At 64.3% G+C, this 19,925-nt stretch carries 20 protein-coding genes; 4 read left to right on the top strand and 16 right to left on the bottom strand.

What is annotated here, in order from left to right; genetic code table 11:
* Positions 1 to 38: 38 nt before the first annotated feature.
* Positions 39 to 1,400 (bottom strand): diguanylate cyclase domain-containing protein, encoded by a 1,362-nt coding sequence (locus ASD07_RS23580; protein ID WP_055935949.1) that lies wholly within the window; start codon positions 1,398 to 1,400, stop codon positions 39 to 41.
* 270 nt (positions 1,401 to 1,670) lie between these two features.
* Here ASD07_RS23580 and ASD07_RS23585 point away from each other — a divergent pair, with 270 nt between their 5' ends.
* From ASD07_RS23585 to ASD07_RS23595, 3 genes are all read left to right on the top strand, one after another.
* Positions 1,671 to 2,474, top strand: coding sequence for an SPFH domain-containing protein (locus tag ASD07_RS23585; protein ID WP_055935952.1), 804 nt, complete (start codon positions 1,671 to 1,673; stop codon positions 2,472 to 2,474).
* Positions 2,475 to 2,549: 75 nt separating this feature from the next.
* On the top strand, positions 2,550 to 2,684 hold the full coding sequence (locus ASD07_RS32115; protein WP_255357028.1) for a hypothetical protein: 135 nt from the start codon (positions 2,550 to 2,552) through the stop codon (positions 2,682 to 2,684).
* A 95-nt stretch (positions 2,685 to 2,779) separates the two neighbouring features.
* Complete coding sequence (locus tag ASD07_RS23595) at positions 2,780 to 3,094, top strand: hypothetical protein (RefSeq protein WP_055935958.1); 315 nt, start codon at positions 2,780 to 2,782, stop codon at positions 3,092 to 3,094.
* An 11-nt stretch (positions 3,095 to 3,105) separates the two neighbouring features.
* Here the strand turns inward: ASD07_RS23595 and ASD07_RS23600 are convergent, their stop codons facing one another.
* The 7 genes from ASD07_RS23600 to ASD07_RS23630 all read right to left on the bottom strand — a co-directional run bounded on the left by ASD07_RS23600 (position 3,106) and on the right by ASD07_RS23630 (position 9,912).
* Positions 3,106 to 3,579 (bottom strand): lipase secretion chaperone, encoded by a 474-nt coding sequence (locus ASD07_RS23600; protein WP_055935961.1) that lies wholly within the window; start codon positions 3,577 to 3,579, stop codon positions 3,106 to 3,108.
* Positions 3,579 to 4,871 carry a triacylglycerol lipase gene (locus ASD07_RS23605; protein ID WP_055935964.1) on the bottom strand — a complete coding sequence of 431 codons (1,293 nt, stop codon included), beginning with the start codon at positions 4,869 to 4,871 and terminating at the stop codon, positions 3,579 to 3,581. The genes ASD07_RS23600 and ASD07_RS23605 overlap by 1 nt, the downstream gene beginning before the upstream one ends.
* A 118-nt stretch (positions 4,872 to 4,989) precedes the next feature.
* Positions 4,990 to 6,246: a triacylglycerol lipase gene (locus ASD07_RS23610; protein ID WP_055935967.1), complete on the bottom strand. Its 1,257-nt coding sequence runs from the start codon at positions 6,244 to 6,246 to the stop codon at positions 4,990 to 4,992.
* 16 nt (positions 6,247 to 6,262) lie between these two features.
* Complete coding sequence (locus tag ASD07_RS23615; protein ID WP_055935969.1) at positions 6,263 to 7,456, bottom strand: PLP-dependent aminotransferase family protein; 1,194 nt, start codon at positions 7,454 to 7,456, stop codon at positions 6,263 to 6,265.
* A gap of 19 nt (positions 7,457 to 7,475) precedes the next feature.
* Entirely contained in the window at positions 7,476 to 7,937 is a 462-nt protein-coding gene (locus ASD07_RS23620; protein ID WP_055935973.1) for a RidA family protein, read from the bottom strand.
* A 68-nt stretch (positions 7,938 to 8,005) separates the two neighbouring features.
* A complete protein-coding gene (locus tag ASD07_RS23625) occupies positions 8,006 to 8,938 on the bottom strand; it encodes a DMT family transporter (RefSeq protein ID WP_082507535.1) in 933 nt (310 codons plus the stop codon).
* On the bottom strand, positions 8,935 to 9,912 hold the full coding sequence (locus ASD07_RS23630) for a threonine dehydratase (protein ID WP_055935976.1): 978 nt from the start codon (positions 9,910 to 9,912) through the stop codon (positions 8,935 to 8,937). The genes ASD07_RS23625 and ASD07_RS23630 overlap by 4 nt, the downstream gene beginning before the upstream one ends.
* Before the next feature lie 120 nt (positions 9,913 to 10,032).
* Here ASD07_RS23630 and ASD07_RS23635 point away from each other — a divergent pair, with 120 nt between their 5' ends.
* Entirely contained in the window at positions 10,033 to 11,466 is a 1,434-nt protein-coding gene (locus ASD07_RS23635; protein ID WP_055935978.1) for a PLP-dependent aminotransferase family protein, read from the top strand.
* Here ASD07_RS23635 and ASD07_RS23640 read toward each other — a convergent pair.
* From ASD07_RS23640 to ASD07_RS23675, 8 genes are read right to left on the bottom strand one after another with little or no spacing between them, the layout of a single operon-like run.
* Positions 11,463 to 12,797: a LytR C-terminal domain-containing protein gene (locus ASD07_RS23640; RefSeq protein WP_055935981.1), complete on the bottom strand. Its 1,335-nt coding sequence runs from the start codon at positions 12,795 to 12,797 to the stop codon at positions 11,463 to 11,465. The two genes, ASD07_RS23635 and ASD07_RS23640, sit on opposite strands and share 4 nt — an antisense overlap.
* A gap of 12 nt (positions 12,798 to 12,809) precedes the next feature.
* Complete coding sequence (locus ASD07_RS23645) at positions 12,810 to 13,769, bottom strand: type II secretion system F family protein (RefSeq protein ID WP_055935983.1); 960 nt, start codon at positions 13,767 to 13,769, stop codon at positions 12,810 to 12,812.
* A gap of 12 nt (positions 13,770 to 13,781) precedes the next feature.
* Entirely contained in the window at positions 13,782 to 14,759 is a 978-nt protein-coding gene (locus tag ASD07_RS23650) for a type II secretion system F family protein (RefSeq protein ID WP_055935986.1), read from the bottom strand.
* Between the two features lie 3 nt (positions 14,760 to 14,762).
* Positions 14,763 to 16,136: a CpaF family protein gene (locus tag ASD07_RS23655; RefSeq protein ID WP_082507536.1), complete on the bottom strand. Its 1,374-nt coding sequence runs from the start codon at positions 16,134 to 16,136 to the stop codon at positions 14,763 to 14,765.
* 34 nt (positions 16,137 to 16,170) lie between these two features.
* On the bottom strand, positions 16,171 to 17,331 hold the full coding sequence (locus ASD07_RS23660; protein WP_055935990.1) for an AAA family ATPase: 1,161 nt from the start codon (positions 17,329 to 17,331) through the stop codon (positions 16,171 to 16,173).
* Between the two features lie 8 nt (positions 17,332 to 17,339).
* Positions 17,340 to 17,867: a TadE/TadG family type IV pilus assembly protein gene (locus ASD07_RS23665; RefSeq protein ID WP_055935994.1), complete on the bottom strand. Its 528-nt coding sequence runs from the start codon at positions 17,865 to 17,867 to the stop codon at positions 17,340 to 17,342.
* Between the two features lie 7 nt (positions 17,868 to 17,874).
* A complete protein-coding gene (locus ASD07_RS23670; RefSeq protein WP_055936433.1) occupies positions 17,875 to 18,333 on the bottom strand; it encodes a TadE/TadG family type IV pilus assembly protein in 459 nt (152 codons plus the stop codon).
* A 5-nt stretch (positions 18,334 to 18,338) separates the two neighbouring features.
* Entirely contained in the window at positions 18,339 to 19,922 is a 1,584-nt protein-coding gene (locus ASD07_RS23675; RefSeq protein ID WP_055935997.1) for a pilus assembly protein TadG-related protein, read from the bottom strand.
* Positions 19,923 to 19,925: the final 3 nt, after the last annotated feature.

Raw genomic sequence — 19,925 nt, forward strand, 5'->3', positions numbered from 1 at the left:
AAAATGGCGGATTGCCAGGCCTGACCCCGACTTTCAAATTAGCGTTTGGCGAGGGCGGCGCGGGCGGCTTCGATGGCGGTGGTGGGCGGGCGGGTGGCGCGTACCTGGTTGCGGCCGTCTTCTTTGGCGGCGTACATGGCGCGGTCGGCGGCGACGAACAGGGATTCGATGTTGTCGGTCGGCGTCGGGCACAGCGTTGCTGCGCCGATGCTGACGGTGATGTGGGGTGAAGTCACGGAGCGCGGATGCGGGATGTGCAGCGATTCCACGTGCGTGCGGATCGACTCGGCCATCTGGAAGGCGGCGTCGGCGTCGGTTTCGGCAAACAGCAGCACGAATTCCTCGCCGCCGTAGCGCGCTGCCAGGTCGGTCACGCGCAGCGCATGCGCGCTGATTGCCTGCGCTACCTGCTGCAGGCAGACGTCGCCCTGCGCGTGGCCCAGCGTGTCGTTGTACAGCTTGAAATGGTCGACATCCAGCACCACCAGCGACAGCGGGGCGCCGGTGCGCATGGCGCGCTGCCATTCCTTCTCGAGGAAGGAGTCGAAGTGGCGCCGGTTGGCAATCTTGGTCAGCGGGTCGATCATGGCTGCGCGCTGCAGCGCATCTTCCGACAGCTTGTGGTGGGTGATGTCATGCAGCAGGCCGATGAACAAGGGCTGGCGCAGGAACATCGGCGTCAGCGTCAAGTCCATGCACACCGATTTGCCGGTGCGGTGGCGGATGATCACTTCGCGCGTGCCGTGGCTGTGCGCCGCTTCAGGATTGGCCGCGTAGCGCGCAAAGTACTCGAGGTATTCGTCGGCCACCAGTGGATTGAGCAAGTCGGAAATCGACTTGCCGGCCAGCTCGTGCGACATGTATCCCAGGTACTGGTCGCAGGCGGGGTTGGTGAACTGGATGCGGCCATCGGCTTCGATGATCAGCAAGCCTTCCGCCATATTGTTGACGATGGTGCGCAGGCGCTCCGACTGTTCCTGCTGCGTTTCCGTGGCAAAGCGGATCTGCAGCTGCGTGCGGACGCGCGCGCATACTTCGGCCATGCGCAGCGGCTTGCCGATGTAGTCGACCGCGCCCAGTTCGAAGCCGGCCACGACGTCTTCCTGTTCGTTGCGCGCGCTCATGAACAGCACCGGGATGTCTTCCGTGGCCGGGTGCGATTTCAGGTGGCGGCAAGTCTCGAAGCCGTCCATGCCGGGCATGATGACATCGAGCAGGATCAGGTGAGGGTGCACGCGGCGCGCGATTTCCAGCCCGCGCTCGCCGGAGTTGGCGACGTATGTCTGGTAACCCTGCTCGACCATCAACTTGCGCAGGACCGAGAGGTTGTCCGGCGCATCATCAACAATCAAAATCACGGCATCACGCCGTGGCGAAAAGCTGGTACCGCCTTGATTCATGCTGACTAGGGGTGAGTAGGATATGGCCCTGATGATACCGTGTTGCCAATTGGAATTGTAGAAATTCAAGGAAGGTTTTGCCTAAAAAAGACGTTGGGTTGGTGATAGTTGGTGAAAGTTTCCGTCGAAGTAAGGGAAGTTGTGACATTCCGTGTATATCTGAACATTTTCGCTAACTATTCGGCAACGGTAATCTTAATCATCTTTGCATGATTTTTATCTATCCAGAAAGCAATAGAATGGCGCTTCGTCCAACTCATTAAGATAGCCATGAAAAAACCAAAGCTCCTGCTGGTCCCCATCCTGTTTGCCGCTGTCGCCCTGTCCGGCTGCAAGGTGATCGACACCGGCGAGGTGGGCCTGCGCGTCAACTTCGACAAGACTGTGGAAGCCGAGGAGCGTGTGGCCGGCAGTTTCAACCAGACCATCGTCGGTTCCATCCTGACCTTCCCGATCAAGGACGTCAGCGTCGATGTGCGCGACCTGATGCCGCTGGCGGCGGACAATTCGACCATGAAGGACTTCGACCTGGCGGTGATCTACAACATCACGCCGTCGGCGGTGTCGGACCTGTGGGTCAACAAGAGCCGCTCCTTCCACACGCAGGATGCCAGCGGCGATATCTACCTGATGCACGCCTACATATACCAGACCGCGCGCAACGCGGTGTACAAGGTGGCGCGCAAGTACGAGGCGCTGAACATGAACGACAACCGTTCGCAGATCGAGGAGGAGATCCAGGCCACCATGATCGCGACGCTGAACGATGAAAAGCTGAGCGGCATCACGGTTTCGCAGGTGCGCGTAGGCGGCATGGTGCCTAGCGATGCGGTCAAGGCCAGCGCCGACAACCTGGTGCGCGCGAAAAACGAGGAGAAGACCAAGGAAGTCGAGGTGCAGATCGCGAAGAAGGAAGCCGAACGTATCGCTGCCCTGAATTCCAATGCCGGCGCCATCTCCTACATGCAGGCGCAGGCCCAGATGAAGATCGCAGAAGGTATCGCTGCGGGCAAGGTGCAGACCGTGGTGATTCCGTATGACTTCAAGGGCATGGTCAACGTCGCCAGCAAATAAATGGGCGCGGCTGTTCTCGCGTGTCATAATCGAAAAGCGATTGGTGACATCGGGAGGGCAAGCGGCGGCGTCGATATGACCCTTTCCGCTGCCGCTACGCCGGAGCGCATGGTGTTTGCCTGGGCCGAGCCGTATATGTGGCTGAAGAATATGATCATCCTGCGGGGATGCCGGCGGCAGCGTGCATTCCATGGCGGCCTTCATTGCTGATCCCAATTTGCGGCTTGGTTTCGGGCGCGGCTATGCTGCCGGACCGGCGTACGAAGATTGCGTAACCCAGTTGCGTAATATCGGCCGCGTTGAGGATGGATGATGGCGATCGTTTGTACGCCATGTTCAGGGTCGGCCGCTTCCAGGCGCTGCTTGCTCCGCAGTTGGCCTACGGCGCTTACCTGAAAGATGAAATCATTGCGGGCAGGGTGCGTATTGAGGATTGGAGTGGCAGCACGCCGCGCGGGCCGGCCAACCTCCTGATGGGCAAGAAGCTGTTCAGCGCCGAGGACTCACGGCGCCGGGCGAACCTGATGAAAGACATGCGCGCCGATGGCACGCTGCTGCGCCTGGTCACCCAATATATGGGACAGGATGAGGCGAGCAGGATGCTGGCGCCGGCGCCTTAGCCCTTACTGCCTTACTGCCTTAGCGTCGGCGCGGCATAGGCCGTGGTGCGCGCCAGTTCTTCCCGCGTGAAGCTTGCGCGCGCGTCGTCGCAGCCGATGTTGGCGGCACATGCTGCCTGCAGTGCTTCCAGGCGTTGCTGCCAGTTCGCTTCGGCCGCCTCCATCCGCGCCAGCGCCTCCACTTGTTCGGCCGGCAGCCGCGCACTGCGCAGGCGATGGACTTCCTGTTCCCCTTTGCCATGGCGGCGTGCATTGCGCACCGCGGCTTCGACGCTTGCGACGGCGGGCGTGGTACTGGCCGTCGGGGCCGCGCTGCGCGGCGGAACCGGCGCAGGCAAGGCCGGTGGCGCGGATGCCGCCGTGCCGCCGCCGGCTGCCGGCGCGGGCGGCGTGAGCGGGACGGCAGGCGAAGGCGCCGGTGCGCCGGCCCGCCACAGTACGGCCGCCAGCGCGACCGATGCAATTGCTAACGTCGCGCGCACCATCACAGGCCGCCAATGATGCTGAGGAGGTTGTCGTAGATCGGGTACACCGCCCATGTCGGAGAATCCCATCCGATCACGTCGAAGTGATCGTACTGGTCGTAGTAGCCGATATAGTTCCAGCTTCCCTTGACCGGCGCGCCGTCGAAGTTGCGCTGCGGCTGGCCGGAAGGGCCGCGCATCGAGACGGTATTGACCACGCCGTCATTCGGGTACCACTCGGGCGCGCGGTAGGAGCCCATGCCGTGCTGCAGGATCGACGGCACCACCCATTCGCCGGCGGTGTTCTTCAGGAAGAAGATCATGTCGTTGCGGGCGTACTGGTAATCGCTGTTCTGGAACGGAGCGATCACGCGGTCGGTGTTGTTGCAGCACCAGTGGCCCTGTTCGGTGGCGCGCGAGCCGATGGAAAAGTAGTAGACGTTGGGTGAAGTCTTCACCCAGCCGTTCAATTGCGCGGCACCGTCCGGCCCCAGGTCCCACTGCGCCGCATCATGGTTGGAAAGCTGCCAGAACGGCGCGCCGCGCGTGCGGTCGATAAAGTCCCCGATCGACTCGGCCGGCCCCTGCGCCAGGCCGTATTGCTCGAGCCGGAACTTGTAGCCGCTGCCGCCGGATCCGCCCAGTCCCGCCATCTCGACCATGCTGCCTGCCAGTTCTGAAACCTTCGGCACGAACTCGACCACCACGTCGCGCAGCGTGGTGCCGTTGTGCGGCGACGAGATTGACGTTGCGCTTTTCACCCAGCCCGCCTTGCCGCCCGCGTACAGGGCGCCGCTGCCTTCCGTGCCGGCGCCGTTCGGCGCGCCTTTTTCCAGCAGCTGGATCAAGGTGCGGATGGTCTGGCCGCCCTGGCTGTGCGACACGAAATGCACCGGGTGCTGGGCATCCCATTGCGGATACAGCGCAACAGGATAGTTATTCGGGTTGTTGGCGGGATCGGTGGCCCAGCATTTGCCGGCCGGCTTCTGGACATGGCCGGCAGCGGCATTGTCTGCCGTATGGCGCGCGCCGTAGTCGGCGCAACCGCCCTTGACCTGGTAATACAGTTCGACCGCACGGTCCCAGTTGGAGCTGACCGGCCCAACGCCGGCGGTGAACACGGGGCGCTGCGTGCCGCGGATATGCGCGGCAATGTCGTTGAAGCCGCCCCAGTACTTGAAGCCGGTGGCAGCAAAGGTCTCCGGCCCGAAACCGAGGAAGCCATGCACCAGCACGACCGGATCGCTATTGGCAGCGTGGGCCGAGGAGGCGGCCAGGCAGGCGGCAAGGGTGAGGCTCGATAGCACTTTCATGCGGTTGTCTCCCGTGGTTTTTTGTGTGATTCATTTCACCACGGGGGGATTGCGCACGGTTGGCGCACAACCGTGCCTGCGGAGCCAATCGCAATGCACGGCGAGCCAGGCGGCCCGCTTAATCGAGTTTGGACAGGATCGCCAGCAGCTTGACGTACATCTTCAGCGAGGCGGAAGGCTTGCCATCCCAGCCGATCACGTCGAAGTGATCCATGCCGCGCATGGTGTCGACATGATTCCAGGCGCCTTTGAGCGCTTGCCCGGCAAGCGGCTGGATGGTGCTGCCTTCCGGCCCGGCCATGCTGACGGTGTTGACGACGCCGTCGTTGGCGAACCAGCGCTGGTCGGTGCGCACGCGCCCGGCGGCGGTTTGCTGGAACGAACCCATGCCCGGCTGGCCGAAGGACGGCACGACCCATTCGCCCGCCATGCCCTGCAGGAAGAAGAGCATGTCGGGACGCGGGTACTGGAATTCCTTGCCAAACAGGCTTAGCGATTCGGTAGCCTGGGCGCTGAAGGAAAAGTAGTAGACGTCGGGCGAAGTCTTTACCCAGCTATTCAATGCGCTGGCGCCGTCCGGCGACAGTTCCCACTGCGCCGAATCGTGGTTGTCCAGGCTCCAGAACGGATGGCTGCGGGTGCGCTCGAAGAAGTCGTCGATCGATTCCGCCGCACTGGCCTTCATGTTGAACTGCTCGAGACGGAATTTGAAGCCGGCGCCGCTGGAACCGCCGGCGCCTGCCGCCTGCACTGCCAGGCCGGCCAGGGTCGACGCGTCCGGCAGCCAGCCGACCACGATATCGCGCAGCGTAGTGCCGTTATGCGGCGTTGCGATGGAGGTGGCGCTGGTCACCCAGCCGCGTACCGCGCCGCTGCCCACGCTGCCTTGTTCCATCAGCTGGATCAGGGTACGGACAGTCTGGCCGCCCTGGCTATGCCCGACCAGGTGGACAGGGTGCGCGGCATCCCACTGCGGATACAGTGCGGGCGGATATTTGTCGGGGTTATTGGCGGGATCGGCTGCCCAGCATTTGCCGGCCGGCTTCTGGATATGGCCGGCGGCCGCATGCTGCGCCGTGTGGCCTGCGCCGTAGTCGGCACATCCGCCCTTGATCTGGTAATACAGTTCGATGGCGCGGTCCCAGTTCGAACTGACCGGTCCTACGCCAGCGGTGAATACTTCGCGGCCGCTGCCGGCCTTGATGTGCTGTGCGATATCGTTGAAACCGCCCCAGTAGCGGAAAGTGCCGCCCAGGGTGGTGTTGTCGAAGCCAAGGAAGCCGTGCACCAGCACGACGGGAGGCTTGGCATCGGCGGCGTGTGCGCCGCCGGCGGCAAGGCATGCTGCGAGGATGATCCTCGAAATGAATTTCATCCTGCGCAGGCTTGGCTTACATGCGGGCTTTGATCAGCTTGCCCAGCACTTCAATGCCGGCGTGGATGCGCTCCGGCGGCACGGTCACGAAGGACAGGCGCAGGGTGTTGGTGGCCGGCTCGTTGGCGTAGAACGGTGCGCCCGGCACGAAAGCGATCTTGTTCTTGATCGCTTCGTCCAGCAGCTCCATCGCGTTGATGTGCTTTGGCAGCTCGACCCAGATGAACATGCCGCCGTCCGGCTTGGTCCAGGTGGCTTCCTTCGGGAAGTGCTGGTCCATGGCGTCCAGCATGGCCTTGCACTGGTTGCCGTACAGTTCGCGGATGGTCGGGATGTGCTTGTCCAGGAAGCCGTCCTTCACCACTTCGTGCACCACCATCTGGGTCAGTTGCGCGGTGTGCAGGTCGGCTGCCTGCTTGGCCAGTTCCAGGCGGCGCACCATCGGCAGCGGAGCCACGACATAGCCCAGGCGGATGCCGGGGGTCAGCACCTTGGAGAAGGAACCCATGTAGATCACGCCTTCCGGATTCATGGCGATCATTTTCGGGCTCGGCTGGCCGGTATAGGACAGCGCGCCGTATGGATCATCTTCGATCAGCGGCAGGTTCAGGCGGGCGCAGGTTTCCACCAGCTCCTGGCGGCGTGCCACGGACAGCGAACGGCCGGTCGGGTTCTGGAAGTTAGGCAGCGCGTACAGCAGGCGCGCGCCATCCGCGATGGCGTCCAGCGAGGACGGGATCAGGCCTTGTTCGTCGGACGGAACCGAATGGAATTCAGGACGGTACACCGAGAATGCCTGCAGCGCGCCCAGGTAGGACGGGGTCTCGACCAGCACTTTGCTGCCTTCGTCGATCAGCACCTTGCCGATCAGGTCCAGCGCCTGCTGCGAACCGGACACCATCAGCACCTGTTCCGGCGAGATCTTGGCGCCGTTCTGGGACAGCGAATCGGCGATCCACTGGCGCAGCGGCATGTAGCCGTCGGTCGGACCGTATTGCAGGGCGACTTTGCCATTGGTCGACAGTACTTTGTCGTAGGCTGCCTTCATGATCTCCACCGGGAAAGTGGCTGGCGATGGCAGGCCGCCGGCGAAGGAAGTGATCTCCGGCTGCTGGGTGACCTTCAGGATTTCACGGATGAAGGACGCCTGCATGCCTTTGGCACGCTCGGAGAAGTTCCACTGCAATGGGTTCTGGTTCTCGATTTTCATATTCAATCTCTAGCGGGGGTTAAGCGATTTCGGCGATCAGTTCAATTTCAACGCAGGAGCCAAGCGGGATCTGCGCCACGCCAAAAGCGGAACGGGCGTGCTTGCCGGCGTCGCCGAACACTTCGCCCAGCAGCTCGGAGCAACCGTTGGTGACCAGGTGCTGTTCGGTGTAGTCGGGGGTGGAATTCACCAGGCTCATGACCTTGACGATGCGCTTGACGCGGGTCAGGTCGCCGCCGCAGGCTTCCTGCAGGGTGCCCATCATGGCGATGGCGATCGAGCGTGCTGCCTGTTTGCCTTCTTCGGTCGAGATATTCTTGCCCAGCTGGCCAACCCATGGGGTACCGTCGGCTTTCTTGGCGATGTGGCCCGACAGGAACACCTGGTTACCGGATTGTACGTGCATGACGTAGGCGGCTACCGGTGCGGCTGGCGCGGCCAGGGTGATATCGAGCGACTTCAGTTTTTCGTAGACAGACATGTGATTTCCAAGAAAAATGGTTCCGTGAAGTCGTTATTGTACTCTGCGCGTTGCCGAATTCGTCACGGTCAACGGTCCACTTTCATGCGTTTTCCTGCGCCGACAACGGCAATTACGGCAAAAGTGAACAGAATATGCTCAATATGCAAAGTTTCGTTCAGGATCACGGTAGCGGCCACCAACGATAATCCGGGCTGTGCCAGCTGCACCTGTCCGACCCTTGCCACGCCCCCCAGCGCCATGCCGCGGTACCAGAAAAAGAAGCCGATGAACATGGAAAATACGGAGACGTAGCTGAAGCCCAGCCAGGCGCTGGCTGGTGTGGCGGCAATGCTTTGCCAGTCGCGCCGCAGCAGCCAGGCAGTGGCCGGCGCGGCCAGCGGCAATGACAGCACGAGCGCCCAGCCGATCACCTGTTCGCCGCCCATGGTCTGCGACAGGCGGCCGCCTTCGGCATAACCCATGGCGGCCAGCGCCACGGCCGCGAAAACTGCCGGGTCGGCCGCGTGCAGTCCGCCGCCGGACTGGTGCAGCGCAAAGCCAACCACCAGGGCGCTGCCTGCCGCCGCCATGCACCAGAAACCCAGCGAAGGCCGTTCGTGGCCGCGCAAGGCCGCAAACAGGGCGGTTGCCAGCGGCAGGATGCCGACCAGCACTGCGCCGTGCGAGGCGGGCAGCGTGCGCATGGCGATCGAGGTCAATAGCGGAAACCCGATCACGCAGCCGACGGTAACTGCCAACAGCGTTGGCAATTGCGCGCGCGTCGGCAACGGCGCCCGCTTCCAGCGCAGCCAGCACAGGGCCAGTACAGCAGCTGCCACGGCGCGCCCCATCGCAACGAAGACCGGATCGAGGCCCGCCACCGCCAGGCGCGTGAAGGGCAGCGTCAGGCTGAATATGGCGACGCCGATGAAACCGAGCAGCGTGCCTTGCGTTTCCGGGCTGGCGGGCGCCACGGAGCGCTCCTGCCAACCCGGGCCATCATGTGAATAAGGCGTCATGGCAGCACCTCTGACAGCACGCGCATGATCTTCTCCGCATCGACATTGGCCCCGGTCAGCGGCAAACCCACCTTGCGGCCCGCCACGCGCGGATCGTGCTTGAGGCGCATGGCCGCCGCCAGCGCCGCCGCTCCCGCGCCTTCGGCCAGGTTGTGCGTAGCCCGGTAATACAGGCGGATCGCGCGCGCCACCTCTTCATCGCTGACGGCCACCACGTCGTCCGCGTAACGCTGCACGACTTCCAGCGAACCGGCATGCGGGCGTCGGCAGGCCATGCCGTCGGCCAGTTCGGTGGTGGAAGGCGCCTCGCGCAACTCGCCGCCACGGTAGGAATCGAGATAGGCGGTTGCATGTCCCGACACCACGCCGATCACGCGGGTGCGCAAGCCCAGCGCCTCACGCGCTGCAATCGCCGCGCAAAAGCCTGAGCCCTGGCCGATCGGCACGAATACCGTGTCGAGCGCCGGCTGCGCATGGAACAGCTCCAGCCAGTAGCTGGCGACGCCGGCCACGCCGTCCGGGTGGCAGGACGGCACCATGTGCAGTCCTTCACGCCGCGCCAGCGCCTGGGCATATTCATGGCTGGCCTGGAAGTCCTCGCCATGCTCGATCAGTTCCCCGCCGAGGGCACGCACGGCGGCATTCTTTTCCACGCTGTTCCCATGCGGCACAACAATCACGGCGCGTACTCCGTGGCGGCGCGCGGCGAATGCCACTGACTGGCCATGGTTGCCGCGCGTGGCGGCGATCACGCCTTGCAAGCCAGGCTCGCGCTGCATCAGCTGGTGCATATAGGCCAGGCCGCCACGCACCTTGAAGGCGCCGATCGGCGTGTGGTTCTCGTGCTTGACCCAGGCCTCGGTGCCCAGCGCCTCGTTCAGCAGCGGCCACGAAAACTGCGGCGTGGCAGGCATGGCGCCGTAGACGATGGTGGCAGCGGCGTCGAGTTCAGCACGGGTTGGCAGCAGGTTCATGGCACGGGCTCCTTTACTTTAAGCACTGGATATTGGAAGGGGATGGGTGTATCGTAGAATAAGTAACCAGTACAGTACCAATACACTTGCACGGATAATTTCACGCACTGTGATGGTGATATGACCAATACAATCTTGCTAAGCCGCGAAGGCGGGGAGTCGCTCAGCGACCAGATCGTGCGCAGCGTTGCCGCCCGCATCGACGACCGCGTACTGCGCGCCGGCGCTCGCATGCCATCGATCCGCCAATTCGCCGCCTCGCACGGCGTGTCGCCGTTCACGGTGGTCGGCGCCTACGACAAACTGGTTGCGCGCGGCTACCTGGAATCGCGGCGCGGCGCCGGCTTCTATATCCGCGACCGTGCGCCGCTGCAGGCGCCGCAGCCGGCCACGCGCGAGCCCGGCCTGGCGCAGCCGGAAGGCACGCAGGGGCTTGACGTGGTATGGCTGGTGCGGAATATGTTCCGCACCGTGCCGCACCAGCACATGCCGGGCACCGGCGTGCTGCCGGCCGACTGGCTCGATGGGGTGGCGATCGGCAATGCGCTGCGCGCCATCAGCCGCCAGCACAGCAGCATCCTCTTGAATTACGGCGTGCCGCAAGGCTACCTGCCACTGCGCCAGCATTTGCAGCACAAGCTGGCCGAGCTCGAAATCGGCGCCACGCCGGAGCAGATCGTCACTACCGCCGGCGTGACGCAGGCGCTGGACATGGTGGCGCGTGAATTCACCCGCCCCGGCGATACGGTGTTTGTCGACGATCCCGCCTGGTTCCTGATGTTCGGCTCTTTCGCCGCACTGGGTGCGCGCGTGGTCGGCATCCCGCGCCTGGCTGACGGCCCCGATATTGCGCAACTGGCCGAACTGGCCGCGATCCACAAGCCCAAGCTGTACGTGATCAACTCCGTGCTGCACAACCCCAGTTCAACTTCGCTGTCGGCCGCCAAGGCCTTCCAGATCCTGCGCATCGCGGAGGAACACGGCATCACCATCGTGGAAGACGATATCTACTGCGAGCTGCACCCCGGCAGCAGCGTGCAGCCCGCGACCCGCATGGCGGCGCTCGACCAGTTGAAGCGCGTGATCTACCTTGGCGGCTTTTCCAAGACCATGGCCGCCAACCTGCGCGTCGGCTTTATCGCCACCTCGGAAGAAATGGCGCTGCGCCTGGCCGACCGCAAGATGCTGCAGACGCTGACCACCAGCGATATCGGCGAACGGGTGGTGCACAAGGTGCTGTCCGAAGGCAGCTACCGCAAGCATACGGAGCGCATCCGTGCGCGCCTTGACGGCCTGCGCGCGCGCACCGTACGCCAGCTGGAGAAAACGGGAATGCGCATCGCCAGCGCGCCGCCTGCGGGCATGTTCGTGTGGGTGGATGCGGGGCGCGACACCAATGTGCTGACCGAGAAGGCCATGGGGCAGGGCCTGCTGCTGGCGCCGGGCAGCCTGTTCTCGCCAAGCCAGCTGCCGTCCCAGTTCATGCGCCTGAATATAGCTGCGCTGCAGGCGCCGGAGATCTGGCGCTTCCTGCAGCGCGAACTGGGAGCTTAGTCCTTGTGCTGCATGGCGACCATCGACATCGCCGCCGCTTCGGTGGCGGCGGCCAGGCTGGCGCGGGCGTCCTTGCCGAGCACCAGCCGCAGATCGCTGGCTGCCAATTGCTGGCTGGAGAGCTGCACCTTGCCTTGCAGGGCTTTTTGCAGGCTGGCGGCCTGTTTTTCAAAGCCGGGGCTGTACTGGATGATGGTCACCACCTGCCGGTAAGGCTTGGCGTTGCTCAGGCGGTCAACTGGAACCCCCATCTGGCCCAGCACACTGCGGAAGCGGCGCGCCATGCCGGTGACGCCGTTGCCGTTCGACACCTCAAGGCGCGCCATGCGCACCTGGCTGGCCGTTGCGGCCGGCACGGCAGCCTGCACCGCGGGTTTCACTTCGGCGGCGGCGACGATTGGTGCCGCGGATTCGGCCGGCGCGGCTGCCGGCTCGTCGGCAACACGGGCTCGGAGCTCGTATACGTTGCCGGCGAATTGGATCAATTCCATACGGCTGGCGCCATCGCGCGCAGCGCTGGACGGCAGGATGGTCAGCTGTTGCGGTTCTTTGCGGGGCGCGCGCGCCGGTGCCGGTGCCGCGTTGGCCTCAGCCAGGAGGGCCAGGTTCGGGCTGGCAGCATCTGCCACTACCACCGGTGGCGCTTCGACAGATCGCACGGCTGCTGCCGAAGCGGCAAGAATCGGGGCGGGCATTGGCGGAGCATCTTTTGTTGGCACTACGACGGACTGCGCCACCGCGGGCGCGGCTACAACGGATGGTGCCAGGACCGAAGGCGCGGGCGCGGCTGGCGCAACTGTTGGTGCGGCGGCTGGTGCTGCCGACAGCTGCGGCGCACCGGGATCAGGCGCCTTCCCCATTGCTGCTTCCGCCAGCTGCAGGTTCTGGAACGCTTTCGCACCGGCCCCCAGTGCCATGGCGCGGCGCAGGGTCTGCGCGGCACCGGCATTGTCGCCCATGAGATACTGCACATAACCAAGATTGGTGTGAGGCTGGGCTTCACCGGGATAGTCATTGACCACCTTTAACAGGGCTGTGCGTGCCGATTCCAGGTCGCCGCGCTGCGCTTCGATCACCGCTACCGCATTGCGCGCCTCGAGCTGGTTGGCGTCGAGGGCCAGCGATTGCGCATAAGCGCCAAGCGCCAGGGCAAGTTGGCCGCGCTCGTGGTGGAAGCGCGCCAGCCGGTTCCAGCTGGCGGCCTGGTTGCCCGGCATGTCGCCGCGCACCACAGGCTGCAGGGCCAGCGGACGCGATTGAGGCGGAGCGCTGCATGCCGAGAGTAGGCCGCAGCCGACTGCGGCCAAGGCGATTGGCTTGAGCTTGATCATGGCAATTCCTTTCTAGCCAGCGTCGGTGCCGCCCATGGTTGGCAGCAGGACGCGGTAAATCGAGATAAAGGCAGGCCCCATCAACACCACCAGCAGCGATGGGAAGATGAAGAAGATCAACGGGAACAGCAGTTTCAGCGAAATCTTTGCGGCAGCTTCTTCGGCGCGTTGGCGGCGCCGCGTGCGCAACTGTTCGGACTGCACGCGCAGCGAATCGGCGATGCTGGTGCCGAAGCGTTCGGCCTGGATCAGCATCGCCACCAGTGCATCCACGTCTTCCACGCCGGTACGCAGCGCCAGGTTGCGCAGGGCGCGTTCCTTGGACAGGCCGGCACGCAGTTCGAGCGTCACCAGGTTCAGTTCATCGGCCAGGATCGGGCTCTTGATGCCGATTTCGTCGGCCACGCGCAGCAGGGCGGCATCCATCGCCAGGCCTGCCTCGACGCAGACGGTCATCAGGTCCAGCGCGTCAGGGAAGGATTCGAAAACCTCCAGCTGGCGGCGGTTGACCGCCCAGCGCAGCACGAAGTTCGGCAGGTAGTAGCCCAGTGCCGCCGCCAGCAGCAGCCAGAACATCAAGCCATTGCCGGACATGCGGGAGTTCGCCAGCACCAGCGAGGCATACAGCGCCAGCGGCAGGATGATGGCCAGCGCCGTCTTGGCGGCAAAGTACAAGGGGCCCATGGACGCATGGCGCAAGCCCGCATTCATGAAGCGCGTGCGCAGCGCCGATTTCTCCCATTCCTCGCTTTCGCCGCCGGACAGCTTGGCGACCGGCGCCAGCCAGGCTGCGATGCGCGACAGCAGGGTGGGGCTGATGCGCTCGCGCCGGCGCGAGGCGCTGGGCAGGTCGGTAACCTGCTGCAGCCGGCCCTGCACCGGATTGCCGCTGAAGCGCAGCATGACGACGTAGGCGGTGCCGAACACCAGCAGGAATACCAGGGCCAGGAAAGCCATTTGAAGGATGCTCATGTCAGTCTCCCGCTAGACGCGAATCCGGATGATCTTGCGCATTGCCAGCACCCCGAGGAACATCATGGTCAGTGCCCCTGCGACCATTTTCTGCCCGGCCGGGTCGGTGTACAGTACGGCCAGGAAGCTGGGGTTGGTGATCTGGATCATCAGCGCCGCGGCAAACGGCAGCAGGCCAAGCACCCAGGCCGACATGCGGCCTTCGGCCGACAGCACGCGGATCTGCCCCAGCAGCTTGATGCGCTCGCGCACGATCTTGCTGATGTTGTCCAGCAGTTCGGCCAGGTTGCCGCCAGTCTCGCGCTGGATCATGACCGCGATCACGAAGTAGCGCAGGTCGGTGCTTGGCACGCGGGTGGCCAGGTTCATCAGCGCGTCGTTCATCGAGATGCCGAAATTGACCTCGTCGAAAGTGGCCTTGAATTCATCGGCGATCGGTGCGTTCATTTCGTCGCCCACCATCTTCATCGCCGTCGGGAAGGCGTGGCCGGCGCGCAGTGCGCGCCCGATCAGGTCCAGCGCGTCCGGCAACTGGTGGTCGACCTTGGCCAGGCGCTTGCTTTTGGCGCTCAGCACCAGCAGCAGCGGGATGAAGATCGAGAGCGCCATCAAAGGCAGCACCAGGTACAGCGGCAGGCGCAGGAACAGGCCCAGGCCGCCCACCAGAACCGGGCAGATCAGCGACAGCACGATCATGTCCGACACTGTCCAGGTGATGCCGGATTGCTCCAGCAGCCGGTCAAGCTGGCTGACACGCGGCATCTGCAGCAGCAGGCGCTGGAAGGCCGGGGTTTCGCTGAGCAGGCGCTTCTTGATCATCGAAGCGCTTTCGCCGCCGGCATGAGTGCCGGCCGACATCATGCGCAGCCGCCGCGCCACCCGTTCCGCTTCCGGCCCCTTGGCCGAATTCCAGGTCAGGTACATGCCTTCGATCAGCAGCACCACGGCCAGGAAGACCAGGATGCCGGTTACGTAATAGAGGTAGTCCATGGCTTACATCCTCTTTTGTACGGTTGGGTCGAACATGTCGTCGGCCAGGGTAACGCCGAAGGTGCGCAGGCGTTCGCTGAAGCGCGGCCGCACGCCGGTGGCACTGAAGAAGCCCTGCACCGAACCGTCCGTGCCGACGCTGGTCTGCTTGAAGCAGAAGATTTCCTGCATGGTGATCATTTCACCTTCCATGCCGGTGATTTCCTGGATCGACATCAGCTTGCGCTTGCCGTCGGTCAGGCGCGCCACCTGTACCACCACGCCGATGGCGGAAGAGATCTGCTGGCGCATCGCTTTCACCGGCAGGCCGGCGGCGCCCATGCTGATCATGTTTTCCAGCCGGGTCAGCGCATCGCGCGGGGTGTTGGCGTGGATGGTGGCCATCGATCCTTCGTGGCCTGTGTTCATGGCCTGCAGCATGTCCAGCGCTTCGGCGCCGCGCACCTCGCCCAGGATGATGCGGTCGGGGCGCATGCGCAGGGCGTTGCGCACCAGGGCGCGCTGCGTCACCTCGCCCTTGTTTTCGATATTCGGCGGGCGCGTTTCCAGGCGCACGATATGCGGTTGCTGCAGCTGCAGTTCAGCGGCGTCTTCAATGGTGACGATGCGCTCGCTGTGGTTGATGTAGCCGGAGATCGCGTTCAGCATGGTGGTCTTGCCGGAGCCGGTGCCGCCCGAGATCAGGATGTTGACCTTGCTCTTGCCCAGCGCCTGCAGGATGGTGGCCATGGCTTCGGTCATCGAGTTGAAGCTGACCAGTTCCGTCATGCCCAGCGGGTCGGCCGAAAAACGGCGGATCGACAGCACCGGGCCGTCGATGGCCAGCGGCGGGATGATGGCATTGACGCGCGATCCGTCCGGCAGGCGCGCATCGACCATCGGGCTCGATTCGTCGATGCGGCGGCCCACACGCGACACGATCTTGTCGATGATCTTCATCAGGTGCGAGTCGTCATTGAAGGTAATGGACGTCAGCTCCAGGCAGCCTTTGCGCTCGACGTATACCTGGCGCGCCCCGTTCACCAGGATGTCCGACACATTGGGGTCGGCCAGCAGCGGTTCCAGCGGGCCGAAGCCCAGCACTTCATACTGGATGTCGCGTGTCAGGTTGCGCCGCTCGCTGTCGTTGATCACCACCATGTTCTCTTCGAGCAGGCGCTCGACCAGGATCTTCAGCTCGTCGCGGATCTGGTCCTGGGTCAGGCGCTGCATGCTCTCCAGGTCGACCCGGTCCAGCAGCGTCTGGTGGATACGGTGCTTGAGCTGCTGGTAGGCGCGGTTGTCGATCGCTTCGGAAGTGCGCAGGGCGGCGATGTTGCCGTTGAGGGGCGGCGTCGTGCCAAGGCGGTTGCGGAGGTTCGGGGTAGGGATCTGCATGATCGGCTCCATGGGCTGGGCTGGGGGCGCGGGGCTATGCGCGCTGGAGGATGCGTGACAACCAGCCGCGCGACTCGCTACTGCTGTCGCCGGCCAGGGTACGCGCCAGGTCCTGCAATGCCTTGGAAATCGGGCTGGCGCGCTGCAGCTGCAGGATCGGCACGCCCTGGTTGACCGAGGCGGCGGCTGCTTCGTAGTGGTTCGGGATGGTGCGGAACATTTCCATGCCGTAGGCTTGCTCGCAGTCGCGCAGGCGGATGTCGCCGCTGTTCGAATGGCGATTGACGATCAGGTGGATCTTGTCCTTCCGATAGTCCAGCGAACGGAACACCTGCAGCAGCCGCTTGCCGTCGCGGATATACGGCAGCGTGGCTTGCAGGATGGGGAAAATCATATCGGCCTGGTCGAGGGCGCGCACCGAGACGGCATCCAGGCTGCGTCCGATATCAAGCAGTACGAAGTCATAGTGCTGGCGCGCCAGGCGCAGCAGGGCGTCGACGTGCTCGGGATGCACGTCGTTGGCCTGGGTCGGGTCGTCCGGCGCTGCCAGTACGTGGAAATTCGGGGTCACCTGTACCATACTGGAAAACAGCAGCGAAGCGTCGAGGCGGTGCATCTGCTGCGCCACGCTGGCCACGCTGGCGGCAGGACGCTGGTCGGAGACGAACAGGGAAGCGTCGCCGAACTGCAGGTTGAAGTCGAACAGCGCCACTTTCTTGCCTTCGGCCGCGGCCAGCGCATAGCCCAGGTTGGCGGCCAGGAAGGTGGCGCCGCTGCCGCCCTTGCAGGAAATGAAGGCCAGCACCTTGCCCAGCGAGCGGGCGCTGAAGTTGCGCTTTTCGTCGAGGCGGCGCACCGCCGCCTGCAGCGCGGCGCCGTCGAGCGGGAGCGGCATCACCTCGCGCACGCCGGCGCGCATCGCCTGCATCAGGAAGTCGGGCGTCTGCTGGGTGCAGGCGACGATGATCGCCATGTCCGGGTGCTGCACGCTGAGCGTTTCCAGGCGATCGAGGTCGTCGCCATTGAGCAGCGGCTGGGCTACCAGCAGCAGGTCCGGACCCATGCCGTCGAAGCGCGGCAGCTTGTCCAGCAGGCCCGGCAGCACGTCGACCTGGTCGGTCTGGCTGCGTTCGCGCAGGATACGGGCGATTTCGAATAGTTGCTTATCGTTGCTGGAGATGGCTGTGATCTTCATGGCATCACTCAATTGGTAAAGCCGAGGCTTTCGGCGTAGACGACGGTGGTGGCTTCCGGCATGGCGTTCAGCGGGCGCGACGCGGTGACGGCGCCGGCTTTGAAGATCAGCGGCCGGTATTCGACATTCTTGACCGATACTTCGACGTACACAATGCATTCCGTGGCGCGGGTGATGTCGTTGCAGGCGGCCAGGTTGTCGCCGGCGTCGAGCGGGACGGTGCTGACCGTATCCACGCCATTCGAGCGCAGGTAGCGGATAAAAATGTTGGCATTGGTGATTTCCGGACCGCCCGGCAAGGTGCTGGCGCCGAACAGCGCGAGGCTCTTGATGGTGGCGCTGTCGGAAACCCAGCGTACGGTCGCTTCGCGCGCGCCGCGGCGGCTGATTTCCTGCATCGAGTTATACACGAACATCATGCGCCCGAACTCGAAAATGGCGTAGATGAAGGCCAGCAGCAGCGCGCCGATGATGGCAAACTCCACGATCGCGGCGCCGGTCTGGCGCTTCAGGCTGGGGCGGGCTGGGGTTCGCATGGCATCCTCACAGCATATAGCGCATGGTGGTGCGCGGGGTCAGGTTGATCAGCCGCACCGAGTTGCCGACGAGCGGTATGGTCTGGCCGATGTTGATGGCGTAGCCGCTGATCTCGACCCGTACCCCGCCCGGGGCGGTGCCGTCGATGCAGGAGCTGTCGTTGTACGAGGCATCCAGGCAGGTGACCACTACGTTGCTGCGTGCGAAACCCGGCACCTTGGCGGCGTTGGCAGCGGCGACCACGATATCCTTGGCGTTGCTGACCGAGCTGGAGCTGATGCCGGCTTTTTTCGCCACGCTCATATAGCGGGCGCCGTCGCGCGTGGCCTTGCTCAGGGCGTCGTAGTAGGCGAAGGCACGGCCGAATTCATAGGTTCCCGCCAGCAGCAGGAACAGGATGGTCACCACCAGCGCAAATTCGACCAGGGCGGCGCCGGATTGCTTGGTTGAAGGGCAGGTTCGCATGGCGCTCACTTGTACAGTTTGACTTCGGACGACGGCACTGGTTCCACCAGGCCGGTGAATTCGACCCACAGCTTCTTCGGCGAGCCGCCGAGGTCGGCCTTGCGCTGCATGAAGAACTTGCCGATGCCGACCACGTTCATGACGCCGCAGGACGCGCTGCCCACAGGTGGGGTGCGGCAGTCGATCAGGACGATGTTCAGGATGCGGCGATCCTCGACCCCGGGGCGGCCGGCCGGCGCCAGGAAAGTCGGGCCGCTGGCCTGGTTGTAAGGCGCTGCGTGCTGCGAGGTGAACCCGGCACCGACACTGGTGGGGTAGGTGGCGGCGCTGATGTAGTCGGTGGCGCTGCCTTTCAATCCGTACATCAGCTTGTCGGTGCCGATGACATTGCTGCCGATGGTGCCGTTGGCCTGGGCCGGCGTGACCTCGGTGCTGCCGTTGGCCTGGATGGCTGGCGTGTAAGACCACAGCACCCCGTGTTCGCTATACGGGGTTGGCGTTGCCACGCGCGTCGAGACCGTGCTCGGCCAGACATTGGCCGGGGTGGCGCTGGCCCTGGCTTCCGAGGGCAGCGAGTATTGCGGCAATTTCGGGCTGCCGCTGGTGCTGATCGACTGCTGGCTGGGCAGGGCGGTGCCGCCGGTATCCTGCCAGGCGGCCGGCGCTTCGCCGCTGCCTGAGATGTACTCTTTCACGTTGATGTCGGGCGGCGCCGTGGCCGGATCGCACTTGGAGCCGCCCGAGTAATCATTGAAGCGCGAGTTGAACGCGTTTTCCAGCGTGGCCGAGACGCCGGTATTGGTGTACACCTGGCCGATGCCCGTCGGCAGTACCGCGCTGTTGCCGACGCAGATAAATGGCTCGACGACATTGGTCGACGAATTGGCCGGGACGCAGCCGTTTGGCGGCGAGTTCACTGGATTGATCTGGTACGGGTCGGAAGTGGCGCCGCCCAGTGATCCCAGGTCGAACACGTTGTACGACACGCCGCGGCGGAAGCCGAATTCGACCACTTCGGTAAAGCTGCCGTAGTCATAGTTGTCGGTGCGGCGGCTCGGGTCGATGGCGCAGATGCCGACCGGCGTCACCGTGTTGACGAAGCGCCCGGCCACCGCCCAGCCGTAAGTGGAGGTGCTGTTGTCGCCGGCGATGCGCATCAGCCAGGTATTGATCGATTGCGCGGCGCCGCCCGTACCACCGACCCGCGTATCGACTTCGACGAAGGTGCGGCCGGTGGCGTTGCCCAGGCTTTGCGCCAGCGTGTACCAGGGGCCGTCCGGGCTGGCGGCAAAGCGGAAGTTGGCATCTTCCAGCGTCAGCGTGCCGCCGAAGTCGTAGCGGTTCTTCAGCGCCAGCGCTTTGCCCGACGCCACGGCCTTGTTCAGGCCCGCGTCGGTGTTGTCCAGGTCCTTGCCGCCGGCCAGGGCTGCGGCGTCGGCCAGGTTCTGCAGCTCGGTCTTGACGATGTACAGGTGGCCAAGGTCCAGCACCAGGCCGCTGACCGGGATCAGGACGAGCATGAGCAGCAGGCCAGACATTACGGCGACTGCGCCGCTTTGCTGGTGATGCTTGAGGGTGTGCTGGGCCATGGC

Origin of the sequence: Duganella sp. Root336D2 (assembly GCF_001425005.1) — a bacterium.
Lineage (GTDB): Bacteria > Pseudomonadota > Gammaproteobacteria > Burkholderiales > Burkholderiaceae_D > Rugamonas.

Bases quoted from the DNA above. Each gene is read 5' to 3' on its own strand.
- ASD07_RS23580 (WP_055935949.1), bottom strand. From the start codon at position 1,400: ATGAATCAAGGCGGTACCAGCTTTTCGCCACGGCGTGATGCCGTGATT.
- ASD07_RS23585 (WP_055935952.1), top strand. From the start codon at position 1,671: ATGAAAAAACCAAAGCTCCTGCTGGTCCCCATCCTGTTTGCCGCTGTC.
- ASD07_RS32115 (WP_255357028.1), top strand. From the start codon at position 2,550: ATGACCCTTTCCGCTGCCGCTACGCCGGAGCGCATGGTGTTTGCCTGG.
- ASD07_RS23595 (WP_055935958.1), top strand. From the start codon at position 2,780: ATGGATGATGGCGATCGTTTGTACGCCATGTTCAGGGTCGGCCGCTTC.
- ASD07_RS23600 (WP_055935961.1), bottom strand. From the start codon at position 3,579: ATGGTGCGCGCGACGTTAGCAATTGCATCGGTCGCGCTGGCGGCCGTA.
- ASD07_RS23605 (WP_055935964.1), bottom strand. From the start codon at position 4,871: ATGAAAGTGCTATCGAGCCTCACCCTTGCCGCCTGCCTGGCCGCCTCC.
- ASD07_RS23610 (WP_055935967.1), bottom strand. From the start codon at position 6,246: ATGAAATTCATTTCGAGGATCATCCTCGCAGCATGCCTTGCCGCCGGC.
- ASD07_RS23615 (WP_055935969.1), bottom strand. From the start codon at position 7,456: ATGAAAATCGAGAACCAGAACCCATTGCAGTGGAACTTCTCCGAGCGT.
- ASD07_RS23620 (WP_055935973.1), bottom strand. From the start codon at position 7,937: ATGTCTGTCTACGAAAAACTGAAGTCGCTCGATATCACCCTGGCCGCG.
- ASD07_RS23625 (WP_082507535.1), bottom strand. From the start codon at position 8,938: ATGACGCCTTATTCACATGATGGCCCGGGTTGGCAGGAGCGCTCCGTG.
- ASD07_RS23630 (WP_055935976.1), bottom strand. From the start codon at position 9,912: ATGAACCTGCTGCCAACCCGTGCTGAACTCGACGCCGCTGCCACCATC.
- ASD07_RS23635 (WP_055935978.1), top strand. From the start codon at position 10,033: ATGACCAATACAATCTTGCTAAGCCGCGAAGGCGGGGAGTCGCTCAGC.
- ASD07_RS23640 (WP_055935981.1), bottom strand. From the start codon at position 12,797: ATGATCAAGCTCAAGCCAATCGCCTTGGCCGCAGTCGGCTGCGGCCTA.
- ASD07_RS23645 (WP_055935983.1), bottom strand. From the start codon at position 13,769: ATGAGCATCCTTCAAATGGCTTTCCTGGCCCTGGTATTCCTGCTGGTG.
- ASD07_RS23650 (WP_055935986.1), bottom strand. From the start codon at position 14,759: ATGGACTACCTCTATTACGTAACCGGCATCCTGGTCTTCCTGGCCGTG.
- ASD07_RS23655 (WP_082507536.1), bottom strand. From the start codon at position 16,136: ATGCAGATCCCTACCCCGAACCTCCGCAACCGCCTTGGCACGACGCCG.
- ASD07_RS23660 (WP_055935990.1), bottom strand. From the start codon at position 17,331: ATGAAGATCACAGCCATCTCCAGCAACGATAAGCAACTATTCGAAATC.
- ASD07_RS23665 (WP_055935994.1), bottom strand. From the start codon at position 17,867: ATGCGAACCCCAGCCCGCCCCAGCCTGAAGCGCCAGACCGGCGCCGCG.
- ASD07_RS23670 (WP_055936433.1), bottom strand. From the start codon at position 18,333: ATGCGAACCTGCCCTTCAACCAAGCAATCCGGCGCCGCCCTGGTCGAA.
- ASD07_RS23675 (WP_055935997.1), bottom strand. From the start codon at position 19,922: ATGGCCCAGCACACCCTCAAGCATCACCAGCAAAGCGGCGCAGTCGCC.